Here is a 25942-nt window from a genome sequence, read left to right as displayed (position 1 = left end):
TTAGCAGAACGAAGAGGGAACGCCAGAGGCGAGATCAGCTCTTCATGAGGATCTGTTCGATCTCGTCGACCGGGTGGCTGGTGAGCGTCTTGCCGATTTCGCCGGCGAGCCGATCCTTGAGCGTCTTGTGATAATGGCGGCGCATCTCGCCCAGAGTGATCGGTGCCGCGACGATGACGACCTGGTCGAACGAGCCCTCCATGGCGCGCTTGTTGAGCAGCGCGACTGCATCCGCTGCGAAGCGGTCTTCCGCCTGCTGCTTGAAGTCGGTTTCTTCCATCGCACTGCGATCCTGGCTGTTGGGTGCCGAAGCGAAGCTGCGCCCGGGCCGATCGGTCGAAAGATCCTGATCCTGCTCGGATTTCTGCTCCACCGCCTCTTCGACCTGAAGGTTGAGAAACTCCTCGTCGCCAGCATTACGGAACAGCAGCATCTTGCTACCATCGACCACCATCACGAGCGCGTCATGAGCAACTTTCATCATCATCCTCCAAGATTGTGATATAAGTTGAATGGCTGAGCCGGCGCGGAGTTGCCTTTTTCTTGGCCATGGGGTTGCCTTGCGGCCGATAAGGCCAAATCTACGGCGCAATGATCAAGGTCGCTTCCTACAACATCCGCAAAGCCGTCGGCACCGATCGGCGCCGCATGCCAGAGCGCATCATTGATGTGCTGAACGAGCTGGATGCCGATCTGATTGCCCTGCAGGAAGCCGACCGCCGCTTCGGCATCCGTCATGCGGTGCTGCCCGATCGCCTGCTGGAGATGCATTCGGATTATCGCGCCATCGAGTTGCCGACGCGAGTCGAGAGCATGGGCTGGCACGGCAATGCGCTCCTGGTTCGGCGCAACCAGAGCCATGCCGATGCCAGCGTGATCCATCTCCCCTGCCTGGAGCCGCGCGGCGCTGTGATGGCCTGTATCGAGATCAAGGGCATCCGCTTGCGGACGGTTGGGATGCACCTCGACCTCTCCGGCCTCTGGCGGCGCCGGCAGGCTGCGGCGGTCCAGCATCATGTCGATATGGTGGATGTCCAGCATCCCGCCGATGCGACCATCCTGATGGGCGATACGAACGAGTGGACCGCCAATCGCGGGTGCCTGCAGGATTTCTCGCGCCACTATGACATCGCGCCATGCGGCCGCAGTTTCCACGCCCGCCGCCAGATTGCCGAACTCGACCGGATCATGTGGCGGGGCGGCCTGACGCTGACCGACAGCGGCGTCCATTCCTCCGTTCTGGCCCGGCGCGCGTCCGATCATCTGCCGGTCTGGGCCACGTTCGACCTTCGCTGATTTGCGGATAATCTGTGCAACGGCTCGACAAGCCGGCCGTAGCGCGCCAATCTGCGCTCATGCGGGAGAAGGAACTGAGGCTGGCGCTGGTCTGCTATGGTGGAGTCAGCCTCGCCGTCTACATGCACGGGGTCACCAAGGAAATCTGGCATCTGGCGCAGGCCAGCCGGGATTTCCGCAGCGGTCGACCGGGCAATCTCGTTTACCAGCGCATTCTGGAGACCTGCCTTGCGGAGACCGGCCTGCGGGTGCGGATTCTGCCGGACATCATTGCCGGGGCCAGCGCGGGCGGCATCAACGGGGTCTATCTGGCGCAGGCCATAGAAAGCGGTCAGTCGCTCGACCCGCTGACCGAACTGTGGTTGCGCTGCGCCGATGTCGACATCCTGCTCGACCCTGATGCGCGACCGCTCTCGCGCTTCACCAAATTCTGGGCCGCGCCACTGCTCTGGCTGCTGCTGCGCCGCCGCAACGACACGGTGTCCCGCACCGTGGCGCCGGAAACGCGCTCGGAGGTGCGGCGCAAACTGTCCAACTTCATCCGGGCGCGCTGGTTCGCGCCTCCCTTCGGCGGCAAGGGGTTTACCGAGCTGCTGCTCAACGCCTTCGATGCGATGGAAAAGGCGCGCGAGACGGAGCCAGAGAAGATCGGAGGATCGCTGCTGCCCCGTGGGCATCCGCTGGACCTGTTCGTCACCGCCACGGATTTTACCGGCCATGAGGAACGGCTGCGCCTCAATAGCCCGCCGGAAATCAGCGAGACCGAGCACCGGCTCACGATAGGCTTCCATGCCCGGGGCGGGCAACCGCGCACCCTCGCCGACCCTGCCGAACTCGCGTTTGCCGCCCGCGCGACGGCCAGCTTTCCGGGCGCCTTTCCGCCGTTCACGGCTCGGGAAATGGACAAGGTGCTTGCCGACCGCAGTCGCGCTTGGCCCGGTCGCGATGCGTTTTTGCGCCGTGTGCTCCCCGGTCACAGCGCCACCGGCGATGCGGAGGATGCCGTGCTGATCGACGGATCGGTGCTGGCCAATGCGCCCTTTGCGCAGGCAATCGATGCGCTCAAGAATCGCCCGGCGCGGCGGACGGTCGACCGGCGCTTCGTGTTCATCGAGCCGACGCCCAGCGCGCCCGGCTTTCGCCTCACCTCCCCTTCCCACCATGCCCAAAATGGTGAGCGCCCTGTCCCCGGCTTCTTCCGCACGATCTTCGGCGCGGTCAGCGATATTCCGCGCGAACAGCCGATCCGGGACAATCTGGAGGCGATAGGCGCCCGCTCCAGCCGCATTCACCGGATGCTGGAAATCACCGAGCGCTTGCGGCCGGACATCGAACGAACCGTGGACCAGACCGTCGGCCTCAGCCTACTGCTCAGCCGGCCCTCGCCGCGCCGTCTGGCGCATCTGCGCGCGAGGCTGCAGCAAAAGGCCTCGCGGGCGGCGGGCTTTGCCTATCCCGCTTATGGCTATCTCAAATATGCCGGCATCATCGATGAACTGGCCGATCTGCTCATTCAACTCCGCGATGCCCCTGGCATGGCCGCGCGCGACAGTCTGCGGGAGCCGCTGCGTGCGCAGCTCCATGCGGCGGGCGTGGACCAGATGGACCCCGGATCGGGCGATGGCGCAAGCGCGGCGCTCATTCTGTTCTATCGCAATCACGACATCGCGTTCCGCATCCGCCGACTGCGCTTCCTCGCCCGGCGCCTCGTCCAGCTCCGTGAGCAGGCTGTGGAAGGCGAGAGCGAGGAGGATGAGGGGAAAGGCGCCGCCCTCTCCGCCATGCAGGATATGCTCTACGAGGCCATCGGCCTTTATGCCGAACGTCAGACGCCGGCATGGTTTGGCGCGGGCACACGCGAAGCCCTGCGGCCGCACGGCGATAACCTGATGGCGTCCCTTGCGATCATCGCGGAGGCGCGGGGCTTGCGGGATCTGGACCAGCAGATCGACGCGCGCTTTGCGGCTGCGTGTGTGGCGCTCCCGGCCGAGGACCGGCGGACCTTGCTCAAGGCCTATCTCGGCTTCCCTTATTACGACATTGCGACCTTTCCGCTGCTGCAGGGAGAAGGTCTGGACGAGTACGACCCCATCAAGGTGGATCGCATATCTCCCGAAGATGCCGTGGCGATCCGCAAAGGCGGCGCACCGGCGACGCTGCGTGGCATCGAATTCAACTGCTTCGGTGCGTTCTTCAGCCGTGCCTATCGCGAAAATGATTATCTCTGGGGCCGGCTCCATGGGGCTGATCGACTGATCGACATCCTGCTCTCCACCATGCCGCCGGAAATCGCCGCCGATGACGCCCGCAAGGCGGCATGGAAGCGCGCGGCATTTGAAGCGATTCTGGATGAGGAAGAACCAAGACTGACCCTGATCCCGGGCCAGATTGAGGCCATCCGCGCCGAGATCGCGCTGATCGGCGCCTAGGCCGCGTGGGCACATTCGGTGCTTTTACGCAATGTAGGCTATCCGGCGTTGTCGTCTCGGAGCAGGCATTCAGGATACGACGACCTTGCAGACATTGAACAACCATCTGATACAGTCCTATGGATCGAATAGTGACTAAGATATGGGCGCATAACTTCGCGGCAGCTTGTGGCCTGATTTCTCTGACAGCTTGCTTTTCAGCATCAAAGCAAGATCAGAGTGCATCGGCAGAACAAAAATCTGTCATCCTTAGCATCACCGATCTAACAGGCGGCGCAATCGAGGGCGCTGCCGAATGCACGGACAAAGCAGGCAGGATGCTCATGAGGGACGAATGCTTGCCTTCGGAAAGAGCTTTGACAGACGCGGTTCTTGCCTGTGGCCCCTCGATAGCAACGATTGATGTCTCATGGACTCATGCAAGATATGTGGCGTTTCCGACCAACTGGCGGCCAGACAAACCATCGAGTCTGGAAGTCGTGCGGTGCGTGCAAAGTAAAGTAGGATTTGCATTTTCTGCTATGGTCGGCGACGGACCAAGGCCCGGCGAGAGTCCCCAAGGCGACGACACCGCATTCTTGAGCCTTCATTCACCACGGCCATGAACGTCAGCTAACCACCCCAAATCAGAGGTACAGACCTCTCGGGACTCTGTCTGAAACCGGACGCCACCTGCGCCCTGAATTTGTCCACGCCGCCGCCTAGCGCTTAATCAGCGTTACTTGCGATACGTCGATGCTCCGCCCTGCAAAACCGCCTTCGCAATACATGAGATAGTAGCGCCACATGTCCACGAACCGGGCATCGAACCGGGCAGGCAGACGACCTGCATCCACCACTGCGTCAAAGTGCGCGCGCCACTGCCGCAGCGTCCACGCATAATCGAGGCCGAAGCGCGTCTGGTCTGCCCATTCCAGCCCTTCGCGCTTGGCAAGATCGCGAAAGCGCCGCTCGGCGATCAGGCAACCGCCGGGGAAGATGTAGCGCTGGATGAAGTCGGCCCGTGCGGCATAGGCCGGGAAAATCTCGTCATCGATGCTGATATACTGGATGGCCGCGCGCCCACCGGGCTTGAGCAGCCGGGCAATGCAGGCGAGGTAAGTCGGCCAATAGCTTTCGCCGACGGCCTCCACCATCTCCACGCTGGCAATGGCATCGAACTGGCCCTCGCAATCGCGATAATCCTGCAGCAGCACATGGGCACGGTCCTGCGCGCCCAACCCCTCGATCCGCCCCTGCACGATCTGCTGCTGCTCGGTGGAGAGTGTAAGGCCGGTATAGTCGACATCGCACCGCTCCAGCACGCGCTCGGCCAATCCTCCCCAGCCGCATCCGATTTCAAGCAGTTGCCGGCCATCGTCGAGATCGATTCGCGCCAAAAGCTCATCGATCTTGCGGATCTGCGCGGCTTCTAACGCTTCCTGGGGATGCGCCGGTCGGGCGCTGGAATAAGTCAGCGTCTCGTCCAGCCACAGCCGATAGAAATCATTGCCCAGATCATAATGCTCGGCGATGTTCCGCCGCGCGCCCCGCCGGCTGTTATGCCGCCGCGCCAGCTTCCAGCGGCCCATCAGGCGCGGCAGGCCAGTCGAGCGCGCGGACTTCCCCAGCGAACGGGCGTTGGCACCAAAGAGGGCGAACAGCGCCACCGGATCGGGGCTCGACCAGTCGCCATCCGCCCAGGCGCGATACCAGCCGGTTGAGCCGGAGGCCGCCAGCCGGATCAAGGCCCGCCAGTTGGCAAGGTGCACGATCGCCGAAAAGCCCTGCTTGCGCCCGCCTAGCAAGCGCACCGATCCATCCGGCAGATGCAGTTCGAGTGATCCCCGCATCAGACCCCGGTCGACCCGCACGAGCATCGGCTCGAACAGCCGGGTCGGCAAAGCCCGCCAGAAACGCCCACCCACCTGCGCGCCGGCCCGGCGCATCATGGCGCGCTGGCGGCTGGCTTTGGGATTGTGAATGGTCATGCGCCCATATGAACGCATTCCTCACGCAAAGACAACCGGGGCCCGCTCAGCCTTTCGCGCGGGCATAGGCGGCGAGCGCCCGCTCTCGCGCGGCGCGATGCTCGATTAACTTGGCCGGATATTGCGCTGGCCTAACACCCGCGGACTCGGGATCGTGGATTGCGGCGTCCTTCACATGCGCCAGCTCCGGCACCCAGCGCCGGATATAGGCGGCCGCGTCGAACTTCTCGGACTGGGTGAGCGGCGCCATGATCCGCACGAACATGTTGGAATCGATCCCGGTGCCCGCGACCCACTGCCAGTTGACTGCATTGTTGCCATAATCGGCATCGACCAGCGTATCCCAGAACCAGCGCTCCCCTGCCCGCCAGTCAATGAGCAGATGCTTGATGAGGAAGCTCGCCGCGATCATCCGCACCCGGTTATGCATCCATCCGGTCTGCCAGAGCTGGCGCATCCCCGCATCGACAATCGGGTAGCCGGTGCAGCCCTCCTGCCAGGCCTTGAGGTCGTCCCGCGCCTCATGGCCCGAGCGCCAGGGAAAGGCATCGAACTGCGCGCGACCGTTCCGACTCCCATAATCACTTATCTGCGCGATCACATTCTGGGCATAATCACGCCAGCCCAGTTCACGCAGATAGACCTCGCTGGCGCCATCCTCCCGGTCGAGTGCGTGCCACAGTGTTGCCGGCGAAATCTCGCCGAAATGGAGATGCGGCGACAAGCGCGAGGAGCCTTCGATGGAAGGCAGATTGCGGCCTTCGTCATAGCCATCGACATGGTCGATAAAGGCATCGAGCCGATCGTGGGCGCCCGCCTCGCCAGGCGACCAATCATGCGCGAACCCGTCCGCCCAGTCGGGCGAGGTCGGCAGCAAGGCCCAGTTTTCGAGTTGATCGCTCACCGGCCATTTTTGGGGAGCAGGAACGGTATCAGGCGCCGGCACGGGCCGACCCGGCGGCATGACCTCTCGCAGCGCACGCCAGAAGGGCGTGAAGATCTTGTACGGGCCACCGCTGCCCGTGGTCAGGGCGCCCGGCGGCAGGAGATAATTGCCATCGTGCAGTATCAGTTCGTGGGAGCGCGCAACCGCCTTCTCTGCCTGGCGCCACCAGGGCTCATAATGATGCAAGGCATGGATGCGGGTGGCGCCGGTCTCCGTGGCCAACGCGGCGAGAACCGCCTCGGACTTGCCGCGGCGCAGGATCAGCCGCGAACCGCGCGCGCGAAGGGCGGCGTCAAGGCTCTCGAGACTATGATGCAGCCACCAGCGCGATGCGCCGCCCATCGCCCGGTGCCGCGCCGTCTCATCATCGAGAATATAGACCGGGATCACCTGCCCTTCCGCACACGCCTGTATGAGCGCGGCCTGATCGGCCAAGCGAAGATCCCGCCGGAACCACAAGATGCTCGCTGCCGACATCGCCCTACCGCACTGCTTGCGCAGGCACCTGCACGGAAAAGCTCGCGCTGGCGCCACGCCCCGCAAAGCGCTGGTCGGAGATCAGCAGGTCGCCATTCTCCGCCCGCTGCGCGAGGGGCATCCGCGACCAGAACAGGAACGCCCGTGCATCAGCATCCCGCTGCCGCGCGCGCTCGACGCCGGGATCGTCCATCCCGGTCGGCATCCCTTCCGCTGCGCCTGCATCGGCTTCAAGCCCGCTGGCGAGGCTGTAGGGAAAGCCGCCGAAGCGCCCGTCCCCACGCCAGAGCATTTCGCGTGACCAGGGTGCGAACGGACGCGGATTGGCGACCACCAGGTCCGGCTCGCGGCCTTGGGCGCGCAGCCATGCGGCGGCTTTCGCCTCCGCCGATCCGGTGATCAGTCCGTTGACGAAGATATAGGCGCAGGCGGCCGTCGCGATGATCCGCGCGCGCTGCATCATCGGCGCGGGCCCGGTGCGTTCGCCGCGCCGTGCCCAGAGATAGCCGCCGATCAGCAGCGCCCAGAGCCAGATATCGATGATGAACAGCGTATCGCCATGGAACCACTGGTCGCTGAACGGCGAGAGCAATCGGATGCCATAGCTGTTGAGCCAGTCGAACGCGGGGTGGCTGAGCGTCCCGATCTGCGCGACGACCCACAGCCAGACTATGTTCACCGGCGGCCGCGTCTCTGGCCGTGTCCCACGCTTCGCCTGCCACCGGTCGAATGCGACCATGATCGCGGTGAGGATCAATGGCAGCACGATCATCGCGATCGGGCCGTGCGTCAGCCCGCGTCGCAGTGCCAGCGCCTGTGTCCCCAGCAGCGTACAGGTCGCGTCGATATCCGGGATGTTCGCCGCGATGATAATCGTCGGCATGGCAAGGCCGGAGGTGCGCTTGAGCCCGATCTGGCCCAGCACGGCGCCCACCATGCTGTGTGTGAGATTATCCATGCCCCCTGTCTTCACGACCCCACCGCTGCAGGTCAAGTTGCCCGAGAGGGCGGGAACGGATCAGGGGCGCGACCGGGATCACGAAAAAAGGCGCGGACTTAGCCCGCGCCTTCTCACGTCTTCTCAGCCTTATGCGGCTTAGTAGCGGTAGTGATCCGGTTTGAACGGACCCTCGGGCGTCACGCCGATGTAAGCGGCCTGCTTGTCGGTCAGCTTGGAGAGCTTCACGCCCAGCTTCTCGAGGTGAAGCGCTGCGACCTTCTCATCGAGATGCTTGGGCAGAACATAGACCTCGTTCTTATAGGCATCGCTCTTGGTCCACAGCTCGATCTGCGCCAGCACCTGGTTGGTGAAGCTAGAGGACATGACGAAGCTCGGGTGGCCGGTCGCGCAGCCCAGGTTCACCAGACGGCCCTTGGCGAGCATGATGATCTTCTTGCCATCGGGAAACTCGACCTCGTCGACCTGCGGCTTGATCTCGGTCCACTTCATGTTGCTGAGCGCCGCGATCTGGATCTCGCTGTCGAAGTGGCCGATGTTGCAGACGATGGCCATGTTCTTCATCGCGCGCATGTGGTCGAGCGTGATGATGTCTTCATTGCCCGTCGCCGTCACGAAGATGTCGGCACGGGTGGCCGCTTCTTCCATGGTCACGACTTCATAGCCTTCCATCGCCGCCTGCAGGGCGCAGATCGGGTCGATCTCGGTCACCAGCACACGGGCGCCGCCATTGCGGAGCGAGGCAGCCGAGCCCTTGCCGACATCGCCGAAGCCGGCGACGCACGCGACCTTGCCGGCCAGCATCACGTCCGTGGCGCGACGGATGGCATCGACCAGCGATTCCTTGCAGCCATAGAGATTGTCGAACTTGGACTTGGTGACGCTATCGTTCACGTTGATCGCCGGGAAGGGCAGTTTGCCCTTCTTGGCCAGCTCGTAGAGCCGGTGGACGCCGGTGGTCGTCTCTTCGGACACGCCCTTGATCGCCGCGACGGTCTTGGTGAGATAGCCGGGACGCTCGGCGAGGAAGCGCTTGAGGGTTGCGACGAAGATCGTCTCTTCCTCGTTGGACGGCGCGAACAGCTCTTCACCGGCCTCGACACGGGCGCCCCACAGCGCGAACATTGTGGCGTCGCCGCCATCGTCCAGGATCATGTTGCAGGTCGTGTCCTGACCCCAATCGAAGATCTTGATGACATAATCCCAATATTCCTCGAGCGTCTCGCCCTTGATGGCGAACACGGGGATGCCCCGCTCGGCGATCGCGGCGGCGGCATGGTCCTGGGTCGAGAAGATGTTGCAGGTGGCCCAGCGCAACTCTGCGCCCAGCTCAGCCAGCGTCTCGATGAGCACAGCGGTCTGGATCGTCATGTGCAGCGAGCCGGTGATCCGCGCGCCCTTGAGCGGCTTGGATGCGCCGAATTCCTCGCGCAGCGCCATCAGGCCCGGCATTTCGGTCTCGGCGATCTCGATCTCCTTGCGGCCGAAGCCAGCGAGGGAGATGTCCTTTACGATATAGTCCTGGGCCACGGTCGCCACTGATGATTCTCCTGATTGCCTGAGCCGGGGCCGCTACGCACGCCACCGGCAACACCGCGGCGCCTTACCAAGGCTGTCGCCCCGTCGCAAATATAAAGATATCTTTATGTGATTGGGGTCGGGCGAGAGGGATGAAGGAAACCAGCCTGCCGCGTCAGGCGTGCCCCATATTGCCGGTCAGCATCGCGGGATCGATGCCTTCGAGCGAAAACGCACCGGCCCAGCGGTTCTCTGGCGCCATCGAGAACAGCCGATAAGGCTGCGCCTTGCTGAGATACCAGCCCGGCGCGGCCAGCTCCGTTTCCAGCTGTCCCGCGCTCCACCCGGCATAGCCCAAGGCGACCAGCCAGCGCGCCGGCCCGCCGCCCGAAGCAACGGCGTGCAGCACCTCCATCGACCCGGTGAGCGCAATCTCGTCATCAATGGGGTGGCTGTCCGCCGTCATCCAGTCCCGACTGTGCAGCACAAAGCCGCGGCGCGGTTCGACGGGTCCGCCTTGCAGCACCGGCTCATCGCCGACCGACTGCGCGTCGATGCTCAATGACCCAAGCAGAGCGTGCAGCCCCATGCCCTCCATCGGCTCGTGCAGCGCGATGCCCAGGGCGCCGCCCTCGTCATGCACGCACAGGAGAATGACTGCGCGCTCGAACCGCGCGTCCGGCATATCCGGCATGGCCAGCAACAATTTGCCGGCGAGGGAGAGTCTCGGTTGCGCGGGCGCGCTCATGCGATGGGCCTCCTGATCGCGACCATGCCTTGTTGGGGACAATGCGTCCACCCCGCAGGCGCTTGACCCGTCCGGCTGAGCGGCCATCGTACCGCAGAGCCGCCCGGCCCCGCACAGCATCGACCTTGACAGGCGCAAGCCGAACCCCGACTTGCTCGCTACGCGCTGGTTCACCAGCCGAGCCCTTTCCCCCAGAACAGGAGACACCGATGACGATCAAAGTTGGCGACACGCTGCCCGAAACGACCTTCGTCAAGATGACCGAAAACGGCCCCGAACCGGTTGACAGCAAGAATTATTTTGCTGGCCGCAAGGTCGCGCTCTTCTCCGTTCCGGGCGCCTTCACGCCCACCTGCTCGGCCAAGCACCTGCCGGGCTATATCGAGAAGGAAAGCGAATTGAAGGCCAAGGGCGTCGACGAGATCGCCTGCACCGCCGTCAACGATCCGTTCGTCATGGGCGCGTGGGGCAAGGCCTCGTCGGCTGATGGCAAGGTGACGATGCTCGCAGATGGCAATGGCAGCTTCGCCGAAGCCGTCGGCCTCACCATGGACGGCAGCAAGTTCGGTCTCGGCACGCGCGGCCAGCGCTTCTCGATGCTGGTCAATGATGGCGTGGTCGAGCAGCTCCATGTCGAAGCGCCGGGCGAATTCCGCGTCTCCAGCGCAGATTTCATGCTCGAGCAGCTCTAAGACCATTGCGAGCGGGGCGGTGGCACAGGTCGCTGCTGCCCCGCCCCGCGCCCCCTCTTCCGCCTGTCATACAGGCCAGCTATGAAGGGGCATGAACCAAGCTTCCAGCACCCACATCGTCGAAGCGCTGATCGCGGGCTATGAAACAGCGACCGCCAATCTGCGCGAGGCCATTTTCGCTTATGCCAAGGATGGCACCGTGCCTTCCGCCCGCTCGGTGGCGGACCGGGATTTCTGCTATCCCTCGCTGATCATCGATTATCATCAGACCAATGACGGCGTGCCGAGCCGCCGCTCCTTCGCGCGCCTCTCTCGCCCCGGCCATTATGTGACGACGATCACCCGGCCGCAGATGTTCGCGCGCTATCTGACCGAACAGCTCGATCTGCTGATGGCCGATTATGAGGTGGAAGTCAGCGTCGGCCGTAGCGATCAGGCGATCCCGTTCCCCTATGTGCTGGATTCGCTGCCCGCCGGTACACTTGCTGCGATCCCGCCCAGCGAACTGGCGCGCCATTTCCCGTCGACGGAGCTCGCGCAGATCGGCGATGAGGTGGCGGACGGGCTGCTGCTGCCGGGCCCATCAGGCGAGCGACCGCTGGCGCTGTTCGATGCGCTGCGCACGGATTTCAGTCTGGCGCGTCTGCGGCATTATACCGGCACGCCGCCCGAGCACGTCCAGCGCTACATCCTGTTCACCAACTATCACCGCTATGTCGATGAATTCGTGCGTTGGGGCTGCACCGAACTCAAGCGACCCGGTACGCGCTTCACGGCGCTTTCCGGCGCGGGGGGAGTCGAGGTCACCGCCGACACCGCCAATCCGGAAAGCGCGATCGCTGACAGCGCCTGGCGGCGTCACCAGATGCCGGCCTATCATCTGATCGCCCCGGATGGCACGGGCATCACGCTGGTCAACATCGGCGTCGGCCCCGCCAACGCGAAGACCATCTGCGATCATCTCGCCGTGTTGCGGCCCGAGGCATGGCTGATGATCGGCCACTGCGGCGGCCTGCGCCCCAGCCAGCGGATCGGCGACTATGTGCTGGCCCATGCCTATCTACGCGACGACCATGTGCTCGACGAAATGCTACCGCCGGAAATTCCGGTGCCCGCAATTGCCGAGGTGCAGGTGGCCATGGCCGAGGCGTGCGAGCATATTCTGGGCGCCAGCGGCGACATGAAGCGCCGCCTGCGCACCGGCACCATCGTGACGACGGACGACCGCAACTGGGAACTGCGCTATTCCCGCTCAGCCCTGCGCTTCTCCCTATCCCGCGCGGTCGGCGTGGATATGGAGAGCGCGACCATCGCTGCCCAGGGATATCGCTTCCGGGTGCCCTATGGCACGTTGCTGTGCGTCTCCGACAAGCCGATCCATGGCGAGCTCAAGCTGCCGGGCCAGGCCAATCGTTTCTACGAGGAGGCCATTGCCGGGCACCTCGCCATCGGCATCGAGACCTGCGAACGCCTGCGCCAGCAGGGCGACCGCCTGCACAGCCGCAAGCTGCGCGCGTTCAACGAGCCGCCCTTTCGCTGACGGCGCGAAGGGACGTCAGGCCGGGCTCTCCTCCGCCAGCCGGCCGGCAACGCAAAGCCGATCGCGGCCCCCGCGCTTGGCCTCATACAGCGCATCGTCCGCCCGGCGCAGGAAGGTCGTGCGCCCCTCCGCCTCCGCAAGCGTGGCCGCGCCGATGCTGGCGGTGACCGCCAGCGTGTCGCCATTGGGCAAATCGATGCTGTGGTCGCGCAACTGTCGCAGCAGCCGGTGCCCCAGCCGCGCCGCATCTTCCAGGCTGCTGTCCGGCGTGATGACGACGAACTCTTCGCCGCCATAGCGCACCACGATGTCGTTCAGACGCACCTGGCTCTGGATCAACGAACTGACATGCCGCAGCACCTGATCACCGACCAGATGCCCATAGAAATCATTGACGCCTTTGAAATGGTCGAGATCGATCATCAGCGTCGAGAGGGGGAGTCCCGAGCGGCGGGAGCGGCTGATCTCTTCGTCCAGCCGTGTGTCGAGATAGCGTCGGTTGAAAGTGCCGGTGAGCGGATCGCGCACCACATCGCGCTCCAGTATGGCGATGCGCACGAGATCCTGCGTGGTCAGCGCGGAGAGCCGGGCCACGGCGAGCACGAAGAACCCGCCCGCCAGAAGAATCAGACTGCCAAGCAAATCCGTTGGCTCCGACACCGTGGCAAAGCGGGTGCTGCCGTACACGGCATAGGCCATGATGAAGCCGACGACCAACCAGCGAAGGCGATTCCAGCGGCGGTACAAATCGCCACCTTTGAGGGCCTTGAGGATCGAATGGATCGAGGGAAGGGACGATGCGAGCAAGCCAATGCCGGCCGAGACGATTAACAGGAGAAGCCAGACCATATGCCCACCAGACCATCTAACATGCTGTCAAATAGCATGTTTATCTAAGCATTGCGCGCATTCCCTGCTGCGTTAACCATCATTCGCACGTCCACTCGCCTCGCCCGCGCCTAGCGCATCAGCGGACGATCAAGGCTTCGGTGTAGGACGGGGCAGAGCGGCTCGCCCTGCCCCGCTGGCGGCTCACCAGCCGCAGCTCTTTCCCTTGTTCTGCCGGTCAAGCCAGGTCTTCAGCGGCGAGAAATAGGCGGCTAGCGCCTTGCCGCTCATCTCGCGCGAGCCGGTGAAGGCCTGCAGCGCGTCCGGCCACGGGCGGGAGGCGCCCATTTCCAGCATGGCGTTCAGCTTTTCACCAACGGCCTTGTTGCCGTAGAAGGAACAGCGGTGGAGCGGCCCCTTCCAGCCCGATTGCTTGCACGCAGCCTCATAGAATTGGAACTGCAGCAGCCGCGCCAGGAAGTAGCGGGTATAGGGCACGCTCGCCGGAATGTGATATTTCGCCCCGGCGTCGAACGCGTCATCCGGACGGTCCGTCGGCGGAACGATGCCCTGATATTGCAGCCGCATGGCATTCCACGCCTTATTGTAGTCCGCGGATTGGATGGAGCCGTCGAACACGCCCCAGCGCCAGCGATCGATCAGCAGACCGAAGGGCAGGAAGGCGATCTTGTCCATCGCCTGCCGCAGCAGCAGGCCGATGTCCTTGTCCGTGCCTGGCACCTTGGACGGATCGAGCAGGCCGATGTCGACCAGATATTGCGGCGTAATCGACAGCGCGATGGTGTCGCCAATGGCCTCATGGAAGCCGTCATTGGCGCCGTTCAGATAGAGGAAGCTCTTGTCCTTATAGGCGCGCTGATAATAATTGTGCCCCAGCTCATGGTGGATGGTGACGAAGTCACCGCTGTCCACCTTGGTGCACATCTTGATGCGGATATCGTTTTTGTTGTCGATATCCCAGGCGGAAGCGTGGCAGACCACTTCCCGGTCGAGCGGCTTGATGAATTGGGTGCGCGTCCAGAAGGTTTCCGGTAGCGGATCGAAGCCAAGCGAGGAGAAGAAGCCCTCGCCGAACTTGAACATCTGCGTTTCCCACTTGCCACGCTTGGCGGGGTCCGCCTCGGTCGGGCTGGTTTCCACGTAGCCCTTGGCCTTGAGCAGGGCACCGATGTCATAGCCCAGATCCCCAGCCCCGGCCGGCGCGACCAGCGGGTAGATATTGCCCCACTCCTGCGCCCACATGTTGCCGAGCAGATCGGCGCGGATCGGCCCGGTCTTTGGCTGGACGGCATCGCCATATTTGGCGTTCAGCTTGTCCCGGACATAACAGTGCAGCGAATCGTAGAGCGGTTTCACATCCTGCCAGAGCTTCTCGGTCAGCTTGGCGAAGTCGTCCGGCGGCATATCGTAATTGGAGCGCCACATCGCGCCTGCATCCGCAAAGCCCAGCTCCTTGGCGCCTTCATTGGCGATGGTTACCAGCCGCTCGAACTCGCCGCGCATCGGTTTGCCGACATTGTCGTGCCAGCTCGTCCACATCTCCCGATACTCGTTCGGCGTGTGGTCGAGATTGCCCATCTCCGCTTCGATATCGCTGCCATTGATCGGCTTGCCGTCCAGCGTACCGCGGCCCTTGCCATAATCGGACTGCAGCTTGGTCGCGATGGCATTCAGCTCGGCGGCAGCGCCGGGCGTGGTCGGCGCCGGCAGCACGATGCCTGCCCGCAAGATGTCGAGCTTGCGCTTGGTGTCATAGGAGAGGCCCGGCACCTTCTCGAACTTGGCGGCCTCCAGCGCATAGTGGACCGACATCTCGGTGCCCTTGGCGCCGACGCGGGCGGCAAGCGCATCGGTATCCTCGGTCAGATAGGTCGCGTTGACCCAATAGACCTGATTGGCCTCCAGCGAATAATCGAAGAATTCCTTCTCGGCTTGCGCGACGAGCGCATCGGCCTGCGCCGCCGTGGGGGTTGCCTGCCCCGGAGCCGAATCGGCCTGGGCCAAAGCCGGCGCGCCGCAAACGGCCAATGAGAGCGCTGCCGCTACGGCAAGGCGCGAAACGGGGTTGAGCATGATTGGTGTCCCTGAACCTGTGGCCTGAGCCTGTGGATTGCGGCCAAGCTGGCCTGTCAGGGCTAGGTTCGTCAACCCGCGAGATAATCGGCGATGGCCTGTCCGAATTCCGGCTTGGTGATCGCTGTCATATGCGTGCCGGGGCATGTGCCGCGTTGCGCATTGGGCAGAGCCCCGACCAGCGCATCGGCCGAGCCGTTATCGTCATCATCCTCGCCGCACAGCACCAGGGTCGGCATCGTCACCTTGGCCAGCACCGCGTGATCCATATCGCTCATGCTCATCAGCAGCAGGCGCAAGGCGACCGGATCGATCTTCATGGTCTTCATGAACTGGATCGCCATATAGTCGCGGTCGCCCGGCCGTACCGTCTCGAAATGATCGAGTGCATTGAGGAAGAACTGCCGACGGCGCGCCCACTCCAGCAGGCCTTCCAGCCCCATGCCACCCAGCACCAGTCGCCGTGGTGCCATGCCACGGTCGATCAGTCCCAGGCACAGCCGCGCGCCCATTGAATAGCCGACTAGATCGAACTGCGTGACGCCCAGCGCCCCGATCACCGCTTCCATGTCGAGCAGCATCACGTCCTGCGGATAGGCATCGGCATCCGTCGGCGCATCGCTGCAGCCATGCACGCGCTGATCGATCATGATCGCCTCGAAACCGGCATCAGCGATTTTCTGGGCCGTGCCATATCGCTGCCAGTTGATTTGCGCGCTGGAACTGAGGCCATGCAGCATGATGACCGCCGGCCCATCGCCGAGCCGATGGACGGCGATGCGCGTGCCGTCATGGCCCTGAAGATGCTCGAGGCGGATCGTCGATGTCTCTGTCATCGCCCGATTGTGGCGGAGATCGGGTCCGAAAGGCAAGGCCAATGCGCGGGAGATGAGCGCCCTGTCCCGCCATTGGGTGACAGAGTCTGGACTTGCTTTTAATAAGCCCGCTTACTAAATGCGCCGGCATCATGGACGGCAATCATCTCGCCTTTGCGATCGGCGACCTCGGGCGCCTGTATCGTCGCCGGTTCGACGAGCGCACCCGCAGCCTTGGCATCACCGGGCCGCAGATGCGCGCGCTCGCGCAGATCATGCGCTTTCCCGGCATCAACCAAGGCGCGCTTGCCGAGCGGTTGGATGTCGAGCCGATCACGACCTGCCGGATGGTGGACCGCCTCGAGCAGGCCGACATGGTCGAGCGCCGCCGCGATCCGCAGGACCGCCGCGCCTGGCAGCTGTTCCTGACCGAGGCGGCCAAGCCGCTCGCCGCCGAATTGCAGCAGATCGGCCAGCGGGTGCTCAATGAATCACTCGCCGGCATTTCAGCGGAGGAGCAGGACACCGTGCTTTCCGTGCTCTTCCGCATCCGTGACAATCTGTCCGGTGATAGCCAGCCTGCCACTGACGAGGCCGCAAAGGAGGCGGCAGTCCATGTCTGAAGCCGATCCTGCCCTGCGTCCGACCGCTCAGGCGCCTGCGCCTGCCGAGACCGTGGCCGCACCCGATGAATCAGCCGCAGCGGAGCCGCGCGGCAAGCGTTTGCGCAACCGCCTGCTCATGATTTCGGTACCGTTGATCATTCTGGCGGTGGGCGCGTGGTTCTGGGCGACGAGCGGGCGCACCGTCTCCACCGACAATGCCTATGTGAAGCAGGACATCGTGGCGGTCGGCAGCGATGTCGCCGGGCGGATCATCGAGGTGAAGGTTCGCGAGAACCAGATGGTGAAGGCCGGAGACGTGCTGTTCGTCGTCGACCAGCAGCCCTACAAGGTCGCGCTCCAGCAGGCCAACGCCCAGATCGCCAACGCGCAGGTCGCGGTCGGGCGCCTCCGCACGGATTTTCAGGCAACGAACGTCGACATCACCGGTGCGCGTGAGGATGTCTATTACGCCCAGCAGGATCTCGACCGGCAGCAGGCGCTGATGAAGGACGGGTTCACCACCCGCGCCCGTCTCCAGCAATCCCAGCAGGCGCTCGACAATGCCCGCACGCGGCTGCGCACGGCGGAGGCCGATGCCGCCAAGGCCAAGGCGGCGCTCGCCAACGGCGCGCAGGTGCCGGGCGTCAATCCTGAAATCGCCGCGGCCCAAGCCCAGCGCGATCAGGCCGCCCTTAACCTCGATCGCACCGTGGTCCACGCCCCAGTCTCCGGCCGGATCAGCCAGGCCAGTCGCCTGCAGGTGGGCCAGATGGCCGTGCAGGGTCTGCCGCTGGTCAGCATCGTCGCCAGCGACCGGATCTGGGTGACCGCGAATTTCAAGGAAACCGATCTCGACAGGATGCGCCCGGGCCAGAGCGCGGATATCAAGATCGATGCCTATCCCGGCTCGCATATCCGTGGCCATGTCGATAGCATCGGCGCGGGCACAGGCTCGGAATTCTCCGTGCTCCCGGCCCAGAATGCCAATGGCAACTGGGTGAAAGTGACGCAGCGCGTGCCGGTGCGCATCGCTATCGACGGCCATCCGCAGCGGCCGATGATCGCTGGCCTGAGCGCGAAGGTGACGGTGGACATTCACGCGACCAAAGCTGGCGCCGCAGTCGCCTCCGCCCGCTGACGCAAACCGGCATCATGGCCCCTACGTCGGATCTTCCGCAACTGCAGGTGCGCCACAAGGCGCTGCTGACCATGGCGATCATGTCGGCCATGATCATGCAGGTGCTCGATACGACGATCACCAACGTGGCGCTGCCGCACATGCGCGCTTCGCTCGGTGCCAGTGACGAGACAATCAGCTGGGTACTCACCAGCTACATCCTCGCCGCCGCCATCGCCATTCCCATCACCGGCTGGCTTGCGGACCGGATCGGGACGCGGCGCCTGCTGCTGATTTCCGTCTTCGTCTTCGTGGTGGCCTCCGTGCTCTGCGGCATTGCGCAGAGCCTGACGGAGATGGTGCTGTTCCGCGCGCTGCAGGGTGTTGGCGGCGCCTTTGTCGGCCCGCTGGCGCAAAGCCTGATGCTCGACATCAATCGCCCGTCCCAGCACGCCAAGGCGATGTCCGTCTATGGCATGGGCGTCATGATCGGCCCGATCATGGGTCCGGTAGTCGGCGGGTGGCTCACTGAGTGGATCGACTGGCGCTGGTGCTTCTTCGTCAACGTCCCTTTCGGCATCGTCTGCCTGGTCGGACTTTACGCTCTTCTCCCCGAGAAGCCGCTCCAGCGGCGGAACTTCGACCTGTTCGGTTTCGCGCTGATCGCCTTGGGTCTGGCGAGCCTCCAGCTCATGCTCGATCGCGGGCAACATGCCGACTGGTTCTCCTCGACGGAGATCTGGGTCGAGGCCGCTCTGGCCGTCAGCGGCCTGTGGATGTTCGCAGTCCACACGCTCACCGCCCGCAAACCGCTCTTCGCCCCTGCCCTCTTCGCAGATCGCAATTTCCTGAGCGCCGCTGCGTTCATGTTCATCATCGGGCTGGTGATGTTCGCCGCCATGGCGCTGCTCCCGCCGCTGCTCCAGGGCCTCTATGGCTATTCAGTGGTCGACACCGGCTGGATCCTGGCGACGCGCGGTGCCGGTCTGCTGGTCGCCATGGCCCTTTCCAGCCGCCTCACCAGCCTCATCGATCCGCGCGTGCTGATTGCCGGCGGCTTCTCGGTCACGGCCAGTTCTTTGTGGATGATGACCGGCTGGTCACTGGAGCAGAATTGGGTGCCGTTCGTGGTCACCGGCGTGGTTCAGGGGGCCGGCATCGGCATCGTATTCGTGCCCCTGCAGATGCTCGCCTTCGGCACCCTGCCACCCGGCGCCCGCACCGAGGGCGCCGCCGTGCTCAACCTTACCCGGAACATCGGCTCGTCGATCGGCATCGCAGTGGTTATGGCGCTGCTAGCGCGCAACAGTCAGGTCAGCCATGCCGATCTCACGCAGCATATCTCGTCGGCCAATCTGCCGGTGGACCCGAGCGAGTTGCAGCGCTTCGGCAGCTTCGGCACGACCGTGCTCGCGACAATCGATGGGATCGTGAACCAGCAGGCGACGATGATCGCCTTCCTCGACGATTTCTACGCCATGGCCATCGTCAGCACGCTGATCATCCCGGCCGCCTTCTTCCTGCGCAAGCCCAAACGAGGGCCAGGATCGCCCCCGCCACCGCCGATCAGCGAGTGAGGGGACTCCAACGACCAATCGCAGCGCGTGAGATCAGACACGCGAAGCCGCTGCCGATCTGCGCAAGTGCCATGTCCTTCTGCGGGTCCCACATGTCGCCTTGCTGGCCGTTATAATAATCGGCGGTATCGCCGGCGAGCATCAGCGTCAGTAGCCACTCGAACACTTCGTAGAGCGCACTAGCCAGACCTACCAACGCGAAGGCGAGCAGCCACGCCGTCCCGCGCCGCAACGCGCCATGCCGCTGGCCGATCTCGGCGAACACTGGCGTGAGGAGTAACCCGAACATAAGGTGGATGAACCGGTCATAGCCATTGCGCGCCGATCCCAGGAGAGCCGCTGCGGCATCGCCAGTGACCCCGGCGATCCAACCTCCGTAAGGCACGTAGGAATAGATATAACGTCCGCCAACCGTGTGCAGCAGCAGGAACAGCCAGATCAGTCCCACGCTGCGCACGGTGAGCGGCCAGCGGCGCAGCAGCCAGGGCGCCACAATCACCAGCAACACCGTCGGCGCATGTTGAAGCGGCGCCAGCGCCGGAAAGGGCTGATCGATATTGGCGAGCCCGATGGCAGAGAGCAGCGATCCGAGTAGCCCCCATTGCAATGCGGGCAAGGCTTCGCGCGCTCGAGCCCGGCCCATTACGGTCAGCCCTTCTGCAGGTGCTTGCGGCCGAGCAGTTCGGCGATCTGCACCGCATTCAGCGCTGCGCCCTTGCGCAGATTATCCGAGACGCACCAGAGCGACAGGCCGTTCTCGACGGTCGAATCCTCGCGTACGCGGCTGACGAAGGTTGCATAGTCGCCCACGCACTCGACCGGGGTGACGTATCCGCCGTCCTCATGCTTGTCGACGAGCATCACGCCCGGCGCCTCACGCAGGATCTTCTGCGCTTCCTTCGCGCTGATCTCATCCTCGAACTCGATGTTCACGGCCTCGCTGTGGCCGACGAATACCGGAACGCGCACGCAGGTCGCCGTGACCTTGATCTTGGGATCGAGGATCTTCTTGGTCTCAACGACCATCTTCCACTCTTCCTTGGTGGAGCCATCGTCGAGAAACACGTCAATGTGGGGAATGACGTTGAAGGCGATCTGCTTGGTGAACTTCTTCGGCTCGGCAGAATCGCCGACGAAGATGTTACGGCTCTGCTCGAACAGCTCGTCCATCCCCTCCTTGCCGGCGCCGGAGACGGACTGATAAGTCGCCACCACCACGCGCTTGATCTTGGCGGCATCGTGCAGTGGCTTGAGCGCCACGACGAGCTGGGCTGTCGAGCAATTGGGGTTGGCGATGATGTTCTTGCGCTTGTAGCCCTCGATGGCCTCGGGATTCACCTCCGGCACGATGAGCGGAACATCGGGGTCCATGCGGTAGAGCGAGCTGTTGTCGATCACCACGCAGCCGGCCGCAGCAGCCTTGGGGGCATATTCCTTGGTCGGTCCGGAGCCGGCGGCGAACAGGGCCATATCCCAGCCCGTAAAATCGAAATGCTCGATATTCTTGACCTTGAGCATCTTGCCGGTCTCGCCGAACTCGATCTCGTCGCCCGTCGACCGCGCGCTGGCAACGGCCGCGATCTCGTCGATGGGGAACTCCCGCTCGGCAAGGATGTTGAGCATTTCGCGACCGACGTTGCCGGTGGCGCCTACGACGACGACACGATATCCCACAGGGGCTTCTCCAGCGGTTGAATGAGGGGAACTGCGGGCCGGATACCGCAAAAGAGCCGCAGAGGCAAAAGCGCAATCTTGGTGGCGGGTACTTGTACCCCGCCGGTGAAGCGTCAGGGCTTTTCGGGTGGCGGCGCGCCGGTCAGCGCGCGCATATCCTCGTCTTTCCACGGTGCCGGCAGGCTGCTCTGCGGGCAGTAGCGCGCCTTGTTGGCCCAGCCGCTGTCCGATTGGGCGGCGTAATTTTCCGCATCGGTCACGTCATAGGTCCGGGTGCTGGTGCGCACCTCCTGCCGGTTCGCGATGGCATCGCCTTCGCGGCATGTCTCGGTCACCCGATAGGTGGTGGGTCCGGTTTTCTCGATGGTGCCGAAGGTGCAACTGTAGCGCGCGCCGCTATAGCCATTCCGGCCGATCAGCGTGACCGTGGCTTTAGAGGCTGACTCACACGCCGTTTCATTGGAAACATAATAGCCCAGCCGCAAAGGCAGGCCACCGACGAGCACTTTGCCGGGTTCTGCGCTATTCGCTGCGCTATTGCCGGCGCCGTTCATCGCATTGGCTGCCTTGGCTTGCGATCCGACATCGCCTTCCAGCACGTTGAGGCTGTTCGAGACGTCCTCCGACAGATTTGACCCGGATTGGCCGCAGGCAGAAAGAAGCGCCAGTGCCGCCATCAGGGTCAATCGTCTCATCATGCCTCCTCCATCTCATCAGCTTCGATAGAGAATGGGCGTTGGGGGCCGCAGTGACAACCCCGCGCGGCTGCATTTTTCCGCGAAACATGGACTTCGCCGCCTCGCGCGCCTAAATGCGCCGCATGTCTGCCAACCCCGCCCTTTTCTCTTTCGCCAAGATGCATGGCCTCGGAAATGACTTCGTGGTCATCGATGCCCGCGAGCGACCGGTCGTCATGACCGAGCAGCTGGCGCGGGCCATTGCCGACCGTCGGACCGGGGTGGGATGCGATCAGCTGATCGTCGTCGGCGCCTCCGAGCGCGCCGATGTCTCCATGCGCATCTTCAACCAGGATGGCAGCGAGGTCGATGCGTGCGGCAATGCCACCCGCTGCGTGCCGCTGTTCGTGGGACGGGACGTGACCATCGAGACCAATGCCGGACTGCTGGAGGCCCATCGCCAGGGCGATCTGGTCAGCGTCGACATGGGCGAGGCGCGGACGGATTGGGAGCAGGTGCCGCTGGCTTATGCCATGGACACGCTCACCATGCCGGTGAGCTGGGACGATCTGCCGGCGCCGTCCGCGGTGAGCATTGGCAACCCGCATGTGGTGTTCTTCGTCGATGCGCTGGATGATGTGGACATGGCGCGCCTCGGGCCGCTGATCGAGCATGATCCGCTGTTCCCAGCCCGCGTGAACGTGAATTTCGCGCAGATGCTCGCGCCCGATCATATTCGGTTGGTGGTCTGGGAACGCGGAGCTGGCTTCACCCAGGCCTGCGGGACCGGCGCCTGCGCGACGGCAGTCAGCGCGCTTCGCCGGCGGATCGCGCAAGGGCCGGTGCGGGTTAGCCTGCCGGGCGGCGATCTTCTCATCGATTGGGCGCCCGGCGGCCATATCAGCATGACCGGCCCGGCTGCCCATGTGTTCGACGGCACGCTCGATCCGGCAGAGTTCGCACCCGCCGCATGACCGGCCCCGAGGTCATCACGCTCGGCTGCCGGCTCAACATCGCCGAGAGTGAGGCCATTCGCCAGCAGCTGGGGGGGCGGGATGATCTTGTCGTGGTGAACAGCTGCGCGGTCACCGGCGAGGCCGTTCGCCAGACCCGCCAGGCCATTCGCCGCGCCCACCGCACCCGGCCGGAAGCGCGCATCGTGGTCACGGGCTGCGCGGCGCAGACCGACCCCGGAATGTTCGCTGCTATGCCGGAGGTGACTGCCGTCATCGGCAATGGCGAGAAAGCAGCCTTTGCAGAGCATCTCCGGACCTCTCCGTTCGTATCGAGCGAAGTCGAGATACGGCCAGGCTCGTCCTCTGGTGTCTCGACTTCGCTCGACACGAACGGAGGAGAGATTCCATCGCCCGAGCGGGTCCGTGTCGCCGATATCATGACGCTGGAACATCAGGCGCCGCACATGCTGGCTGCCTTTGCCGAGCGGGTTCGCGCCTTCGTCGTGGTGCAGAATGGCTGCGATCATCGCTGCACCTTCTGCATCATCCCCTTCGGGCGTGGGCCGAGCCGGTCGGTGCCGGCCGGCGCCGTCGTGGATCAGGTTCGCGCGCTGGTCGATGAGGGCGTGCAGGAAATCGTGCTCACCGGCGTCGACGTGACGAGCTATGGCCCGGACCTGCCCGGCACGCCCAGTCTCGGGCTGCTGGTCGAGCGCATCCTGCGCCATGTGCCCGATCTGCCCCGCCTGCGCCTCTCCTCGCTCGACGGCATCGAGATCGACGACCGGCTGTTCGACCTCATCTCCGGCGAACCGCGGCTCATGCCGCATGTCCATCTCTCGCTGCAGGCAGGCGACGACATGATCCTCAAGCGGATGAAGCGTCGGCATAGCCGTGCCCAAGCCGTCGATCTGGTCGAGCGCTTGCACGCGCGGCGCCCGGAGATCGCCATCGGCGCGGACATCATCGCCGGCTTCCCGACCGAGGATGACGCGATGTTCGAGAACAGCTTGGCGCTGGTCCGCGATTGCCGCATCGTTCACGGCCATATTTTCCCTTATTCTCCGCGTGACGCCACCCCGGCAGCGCGGATGCCCCAGCTCGACCGGGCCGTAATCCGTGAGCGCGCCGCGCGGCTTCGGGCCGCCTGTGAAGCGGAACGGACGGTATGGCTTCGCGCCCTCGTCGGCTCCACCCAGAGCGTGCTGATCGAGACCAGCGGCCTCATAGGCCATGGCGAGAGCTTCGCATCGGTCCGCTTTGCTACCCCACAAAAGCCCGGCGAGATTGTCCGCGCCCGCATCACGGGGCTTGAGGGAAACACGCTCATCGCGCATGGAGCCGAGCATGGCTGAACTTTCCTGGCGCGACCGTCTTTTCGGCGGCTTCAAACGCACTTCCGACCGGCTCGGTGAGAGCATTTCCGGCGTCTTTGCCAAGGCCGCTCTGGATGAGCAGACGCTCGATGAACTCGAGGAAGCGCTCTACACCACCGATCTCGGGCCGGCGATGGCCGCGCGCATCCGTGACCGGCTGGCCGAGGGGCGCTTCAACAAGGAACTGACCGAGGAATATCTGCGCGAGATCCTCGCCGAGGAAATCGAGAAGGTGCTGACCCCGGTAGCCAAGCCCATCGAGATCGAGGCTTTCCCGCGCCCGCAGGTCATCCTAGTCATCGGCGTCAACGGCTCGGGCAAGACGACGACCATCGCCAAGCTCGCGCATCTGTTCCAGGAGCAGGACTACAGCGTGATGCTGGCGGCCGGCGACACCTTCCGCGCCGCGGCCATCGGCCAGTTGCGCATCTGGGCCGAGCGGTTGGGCGTGCCCATCGTCACCGGGCCCGAAGGCGGCGATGCGGCAGGCGTGGTGTTCGACGCGGTCAAGCAGGCGACCGCGCAGGGCACGGACATCCTTATCGTCGATACCGCCGGGCGGTTGCAGAACCGCACCGAGTTGATGGACGAGCTGGCCAAGATCCGCCGCGTGCTGGGGCGCCTCAATCCCGCCGCGCCGCACGATGTCGTGCTCGTGCTCGACGCGACGACCGGCCAGAATGCGCTGTCGCAGATCGAGATTTTCCAGAATGTCGCTAACGTCACCGGGCTGGTGATGACCAAGCTGGATGGCACGGCGCGGGGCGGCGTTCTGGTCGCGGCGGCCGAGAAATTCGGCCTGCCCATTCACGCCATCGGCGTAGGCGAGAAGATCGACGATCTGCGCCCCTTCGACCCCGGCGAACTCGCCCACGCCATTGCAGGAGCGGCTTATGCACGCTGACGACAAAGCCCCGCCCCGCGTCGATGCGACCATCGATTCCGCGCCGATCGCGCCCGGCCCCAAGGGCGAAAGCTGGCTGCCGATGGCGCTCGATTTCGGGCCGTTGCTCGTCTTCTTCCTCGCCACCAAGGTCATCGGGATGTTTGCCGGCACCGCCGCCTTCATGGCCGCGATTGCGGTGGCCGTCGTGGTCAGCAAATGGCGGCTGGGCAAAGTGTCGCCGATGCTCTGGCTCTCGGCGATCCTCGTCCTCTTCTTCGGCGCCCTGACGCTGTATTTCCATGATCCGGCCTTCATCCAGCTCAAGCCGACGATCATTTACGGCTTCTTCGCGCTGATGCTGATCGGCGGCTGGATGGGCGGCCGCCCGTTGCTGCGCTACCTGCTGCAGTCGGCCTATAGCGGGCTGGATGAAACGGGCTGGCTCAAGCTCTCGCGCAACTGGGGCTTCTTCTTCGCGGCGCTGGGCGTGGCGAATGAACTGATGCGGATGTCGCTCGATTTCGATACCTGGCTGCTGGTCAAGGTTTGGGGCGTCACCGCTGCCTCGATGCTGTTCGCCATGGCCAATGTCCCCATGCTCATGAAGCACGGTCTGGAGCTGGGCGACAAGCAGAGCGGCCCAACAGCCTAAGACAAGCGCGCGATAAGAATTGGTGTCGACCGAAGAATTTTAGCAATATTCTTCAAGGCTTAAGAAACGACCTTGCGCGTCGCGCGTTAATTTGTCACGTCAAAGAGAGGG

23 protein-coding genes are annotated in these 25942 nt (G+C 64.1%); 11 read left to right on the top strand and 12 right to left on the bottom strand.

Annotated features, from left to right (window positions below; translation table 11 throughout):
- Positions 1–34 precede the first annotated feature (34 nt).
- Positions 35–481 carry a host attachment family protein gene (locus tag M2334_RS08240; RefSeq protein ID WP_181559720.1) on the bottom strand — a complete coding sequence of 149 codons (447 nt, stop codon included), beginning with the start codon at positions 479–481 and terminating at the stop codon, positions 35–37.
- A gap of 110 nt (positions 482–591) precedes the next feature.
- On the opposite strand from M2334_RS08240, the gene M2334_RS08235 reads away from it, so the two are divergent.
- On the top strand, positions 592–1296 hold the full coding sequence (locus M2334_RS08235; RefSeq protein WP_264605187.1) for an endonuclease/exonuclease/phosphatase family protein: 705 nt from the start codon (positions 592–594) through the stop codon (positions 1294–1296).
- Between the two features lie 59 nt (positions 1297–1355).
- A complete protein-coding gene (locus tag M2334_RS08230) occupies positions 1356–3725 on the top strand; it encodes a patatin-like protein (RefSeq protein ID WP_264605186.1) in 2370 nt (789 codons plus the stop codon).
- 701 nt (positions 3726–4426) lie between these two features.
- Here the strand turns inward: M2334_RS08230 and M2334_RS08225 are convergent.
- The 5 genes from M2334_RS08225 to M2334_RS08205 form a co-directional block, all read right to left on the bottom strand.
- Positions 4427–5695, bottom strand: coding sequence for a class I SAM-dependent methyltransferase (locus M2334_RS08225; protein WP_413716436.1), 1269 nt, complete (start codon positions 5693–5695; stop codon positions 4427–4429).
- A gap of 46 nt (positions 5696–5741) precedes the next feature.
- Entirely contained in the window at positions 5742–7118 is a 1377-nt protein-coding gene (locus M2334_RS08220) for a cryptochrome/photolyase family protein (RefSeq protein ID WP_264594435.1), read from the bottom strand.
- A 4-nt stretch (positions 7119–7122) separates the two neighbouring features.
- The gene (locus tag M2334_RS08215) at positions 7123–8076 is read right to left on the bottom strand and encodes a metal-dependent hydrolase (RefSeq protein ID WP_264594434.1); all 954 of its coding nucleotides are present in this window, start codon (positions 8074–8076) and stop codon (positions 7123–7125) included.
- Between the two features lie 138 nt (positions 8077–8214).
- Positions 8215–9615, bottom strand: a complete 1401-nt coding sequence (ahcY, locus tag M2334_RS08210) for an adenosylhomocysteinase (protein ID WP_181559725.1) — start codon at positions 9613–9615, stop codon at positions 8215–8217.
- Positions 9616–9769: 154 nt separating this feature from the next.
- Positions 9770–10342 carry a YqgE/AlgH family protein gene (locus M2334_RS08205; protein ID WP_181559726.1) on the bottom strand — a complete coding sequence of 191 codons (573 nt, stop codon included), beginning with the start codon at positions 10340–10342 and terminating at the stop codon, positions 9770–9772.
- 209 nt (positions 10343–10551) lie between these two features.
- Between M2334_RS08205 and M2334_RS08200 the strand changes: the two genes are divergently transcribed.
- Together M2334_RS08200 and M2334_RS08195 are read left to right on the top strand one after the other, a co-directional pair.
- Positions 10552–11034 (top strand): peroxiredoxin, encoded by a 483-nt coding sequence (locus M2334_RS08200; protein WP_264594433.1) that lies wholly within the window; start codon positions 10552–10554, stop codon positions 11032–11034.
- A 91-nt stretch (positions 11035–11125) separates the two neighbouring features.
- Positions 11126–12574 carry an AMP nucleosidase gene (locus M2334_RS08195; RefSeq protein ID WP_181559728.1) on the top strand — a complete coding sequence of 483 codons (1449 nt, stop codon included), beginning with the start codon at positions 11126–11128 and terminating at the stop codon, positions 12572–12574.
- Between the two features lie 15 nt (positions 12575–12589).
- On the opposite strand, the gene M2334_RS08190 is transcribed toward M2334_RS08195, so the two are convergent.
- The 3 genes from M2334_RS08190 to M2334_RS08180 all read right to left on the bottom strand — a co-directional run bounded on the left by M2334_RS08190 (position 12590) and on the right by M2334_RS08180 (position 16332).
- The gene (locus M2334_RS08190) at positions 12590–13423 is read right to left on the bottom strand and encodes a GGDEF domain-containing protein (RefSeq protein WP_181559729.1); all 834 of its coding nucleotides are present in this window, start codon (positions 13421–13423) and stop codon (positions 12590–12592) included.
- 183 nt (positions 13424–13606) lie between these two features.
- A complete protein-coding gene (locus M2334_RS08185) occupies positions 13607–15496 on the bottom strand; it encodes a M2 family metallopeptidase (protein WP_264605185.1) in 1890 nt (629 codons plus the stop codon).
- Positions 15497–15567: 71 nt separating this feature from the next.
- A complete protein-coding gene (locus M2334_RS08180; RefSeq protein WP_264605184.1) occupies positions 15568–16332 on the bottom strand; it encodes an alpha/beta fold hydrolase in 765 nt (254 codons plus the stop codon).
- 131 nt (positions 16333–16463) lie between these two features.
- Between M2334_RS08180 and M2334_RS08175 the strand changes: the two genes are divergently transcribed.
- Genes M2334_RS08175 through M2334_RS08165 form a run of 3 tightly spaced genes read left to right on the top strand, consistent with a single transcriptional unit; the run spans position 16464 to position 19610 of the window.
- Positions 16464–16934 carry a MarR family winged helix-turn-helix transcriptional regulator gene (locus M2334_RS08175; RefSeq protein ID WP_264594430.1) on the top strand — a complete coding sequence of 157 codons (471 nt, stop codon included), beginning with the start codon at positions 16464–16466 and terminating at the stop codon, positions 16932–16934.
- Positions 16927–18054, top strand: coding sequence for an HlyD family secretion protein (locus M2334_RS08170; protein WP_264585097.1), 1128 nt, complete (start codon positions 16927–16929; stop codon positions 18052–18054). The genes M2334_RS08175 and M2334_RS08170 overlap by 8 nt, the downstream gene beginning before the upstream one ends.
- A 14-nt stretch (positions 18055–18068) precedes the next feature.
- Positions 18069–19610: a DHA2 family efflux MFS transporter permease subunit gene (locus M2334_RS08165; protein ID WP_264572885.1), complete on the top strand. Its 1542-nt coding sequence runs from the start codon at positions 18069–18071 to the stop codon at positions 19608–19610.
- Here M2334_RS08165 and M2334_RS08160 read toward each other — a convergent pair.
- The 3 genes from M2334_RS08160 to M2334_RS08150 all read right to left on the bottom strand — a co-directional run bounded on the left by M2334_RS08160 (position 19600) and on the right by M2334_RS08150 (position 21982).
- Positions 19600–20253 (bottom strand): DUF2238 domain-containing protein, encoded by a 654-nt coding sequence (locus M2334_RS08160; RefSeq protein ID WP_264594429.1) that lies wholly within the window; start codon positions 20251–20253, stop codon positions 19600–19602. The genes M2334_RS08165 and M2334_RS08160 overlap by 11 nt on opposite strands.
- A gap of 5 nt (positions 20254–20258) precedes the next feature.
- Complete coding sequence (locus M2334_RS08155) at positions 20259–21284, bottom strand: aspartate-semialdehyde dehydrogenase (protein WP_264570363.1); 1026 nt, start codon at positions 21282–21284, stop codon at positions 20259–20261.
- A 113-nt stretch (positions 21285–21397) separates the two neighbouring features.
- Entirely contained in the window at positions 21398–21982 is a 585-nt protein-coding gene (locus M2334_RS08150) for a hypothetical protein (RefSeq protein ID WP_264605183.1), read from the bottom strand.
- Between the two features lie 122 nt (positions 21983–22104).
- Between M2334_RS08150 and dapF the strand changes: the two genes are divergently transcribed.
- From dapF to M2334_RS08130, 4 genes are read left to right on the top strand one after another with little or no spacing between them, the layout of a single operon-like run.
- Positions 22105–22935, top strand: a complete 831-nt coding sequence (gene dapF, locus M2334_RS08145) for a diaminopimelate epimerase (RefSeq protein WP_264594426.1) — start codon at positions 22105–22107, stop codon at positions 22933–22935.
- Positions 22932–24272 (top strand): tRNA (N(6)-L-threonylcarbamoyladenosine(37)-C(2))-methylthiotransferase MtaB, encoded by a 1341-nt coding sequence (gene mtaB, locus M2334_RS08140; protein WP_264594425.1) that lies wholly within the window; start codon positions 22932–22934, stop codon positions 24270–24272. The genes dapF and mtaB overlap by 4 nt, the downstream gene beginning before the upstream one ends.
- The gene (gene ftsY, locus M2334_RS08135) at positions 24265–25197 is read left to right on the top strand and encodes a signal recognition particle-docking protein FtsY (RefSeq protein ID WP_264572890.1); all 933 of its coding nucleotides are present in this window, start codon (positions 24265–24267) and stop codon (positions 25195–25197) included. The genes mtaB and ftsY overlap by 8 nt, the downstream gene beginning before the upstream one ends.
- Positions 25187–25831, top strand: coding sequence for an inner membrane-spanning protein YciB (locus M2334_RS08130; protein WP_413714723.1), 645 nt, complete (start codon positions 25187–25189; stop codon positions 25829–25831). The genes ftsY and M2334_RS08130 overlap by 11 nt, the downstream gene beginning before the upstream one ends.
- The last annotated feature ends 111 nt before the right edge of the window (positions 25832–25942 follow it).

The sequence above is a fragment of the Sphingobium sp. B11D3D genome (assembly GCF_025961755.1).
Classification (GTDB): domain Bacteria; phylum Pseudomonadota; class Alphaproteobacteria; order Sphingomonadales; family Sphingomonadaceae; genus Sphingobium.
The sequence above is the reverse complement of the archived record's forward strand: the minus strand, read 5'-3'. Positions and strand labels throughout refer to the sequence as shown.

Bases quoted from the DNA above. Each gene is read 5' to 3' on its own strand.
- M2334_RS08240 (WP_181559720.1), bottom strand. From the start codon at position 481: ATGAAAGTTGCTCATGACGCGCTCGTGATGGTGGTCGATGGTAGCAAG.
- M2334_RS08235 (WP_264605187.1), top strand. From the start codon at position 592: ATGATCAAGGTCGCTTCCTACAACATCCGCAAAGCCGTCGGCACCGAT.
- M2334_RS08230 (WP_264605186.1), top strand. From the start codon at position 1,356: ATGCGGGAGAAGGAACTGAGGCTGGCGCTGGTCTGCTATGGTGGAGTC.
- M2334_RS08225 (WP_413716436.1), bottom strand. From the start codon at position 5,695: ATGACCATTCACAATCCCAAAGCCAGCCGCCAGCGCGCCATGATGCGC.
- M2334_RS08220 (WP_264594435.1), bottom strand. From the start codon at position 7,118: ATGTCGGCAGCGAGCATCTTGTGGTTCCGGCGGGATCTTCGCTTGGCC.
- M2334_RS08215 (WP_264594434.1), bottom strand. From the start codon at position 8,076: ATGGATAATCTCACACACAGCATGGTGGGCGCCGTGCTGGGCCAGATC.
- M2334_RS08205 (WP_181559726.1), bottom strand. From the start codon at position 10,342: ATGAGCGCGCCCGCGCAACCGAGACTCTCCCTCGCCGGCAAATTGTTG.
- M2334_RS08200 (WP_264594433.1), top strand. From the start codon at position 10,552: ATGACGATCAAAGTTGGCGACACGCTGCCCGAAACGACCTTCGTCAAG.
- M2334_RS08195 (WP_181559728.1), top strand. From the start codon at position 11,126: ATGAACCAAGCTTCCAGCACCCACATCGTCGAAGCGCTGATCGCGGGC.
- M2334_RS08190 (WP_181559729.1), bottom strand. From the start codon at position 13,423: ATGGTCTGGCTTCTCCTGTTAATCGTCTCGGCCGGCATTGGCTTGCTC.
- M2334_RS08185 (WP_264605185.1), bottom strand. From the start codon at position 15,496: ATGCTCAACCCCGTTTCGCGCCTTGCCGTAGCGGCAGCGCTCTCATTG.
- M2334_RS08180 (WP_264605184.1), bottom strand. From the start codon at position 16,332: ATGACAGAGACATCGACGATCCGCCTCGAGCATCTTCAGGGCCATGAC.
- M2334_RS08175 (WP_264594430.1), top strand. From the start codon at position 16,464: ATGGACGGCAATCATCTCGCCTTTGCGATCGGCGACCTCGGGCGCCTG.
- M2334_RS08170 (WP_264585097.1), top strand. From the start codon at position 16,927: ATGTCTGAAGCCGATCCTGCCCTGCGTCCGACCGCTCAGGCGCCTGCG.
- M2334_RS08165 (WP_264572885.1), top strand. From the start codon at position 18,069: ATGGCCCCTACGTCGGATCTTCCGCAACTGCAGGTGCGCCACAAGGCG.
- M2334_RS08160 (WP_264594429.1), bottom strand. From the start codon at position 20,253: ATGGGCCGGGCTCGAGCGCGCGAAGCCTTGCCCGCATTGCAATGGGGG.
- M2334_RS08150 (WP_264605183.1), bottom strand. From the start codon at position 21,982: ATGATGAGACGATTGACCCTGATGGCGGCACTGGCGCTTCTTTCTGCC.
- dapF (WP_264594426.1), top strand. From the start codon at position 22,105: ATGTCTGCCAACCCCGCCCTTTTCTCTTTCGCCAAGATGCATGGCCTC.
- mtaB (WP_264594425.1), top strand. From the start codon at position 22,932: ATGACCGGCCCCGAGGTCATCACGCTCGGCTGCCGGCTCAACATCGCC.
- ftsY (WP_264572890.1), top strand. From the start codon at position 24,265: ATGGCTGAACTTTCCTGGCGCGACCGTCTTTTCGGCGGCTTCAAACGC.
- M2334_RS08130 (WP_413714723.1), top strand. From the start codon at position 25,187: ATGCACGCTGACGACAAAGCCCCGCCCCGCGTCGATGCGACCATCGAT.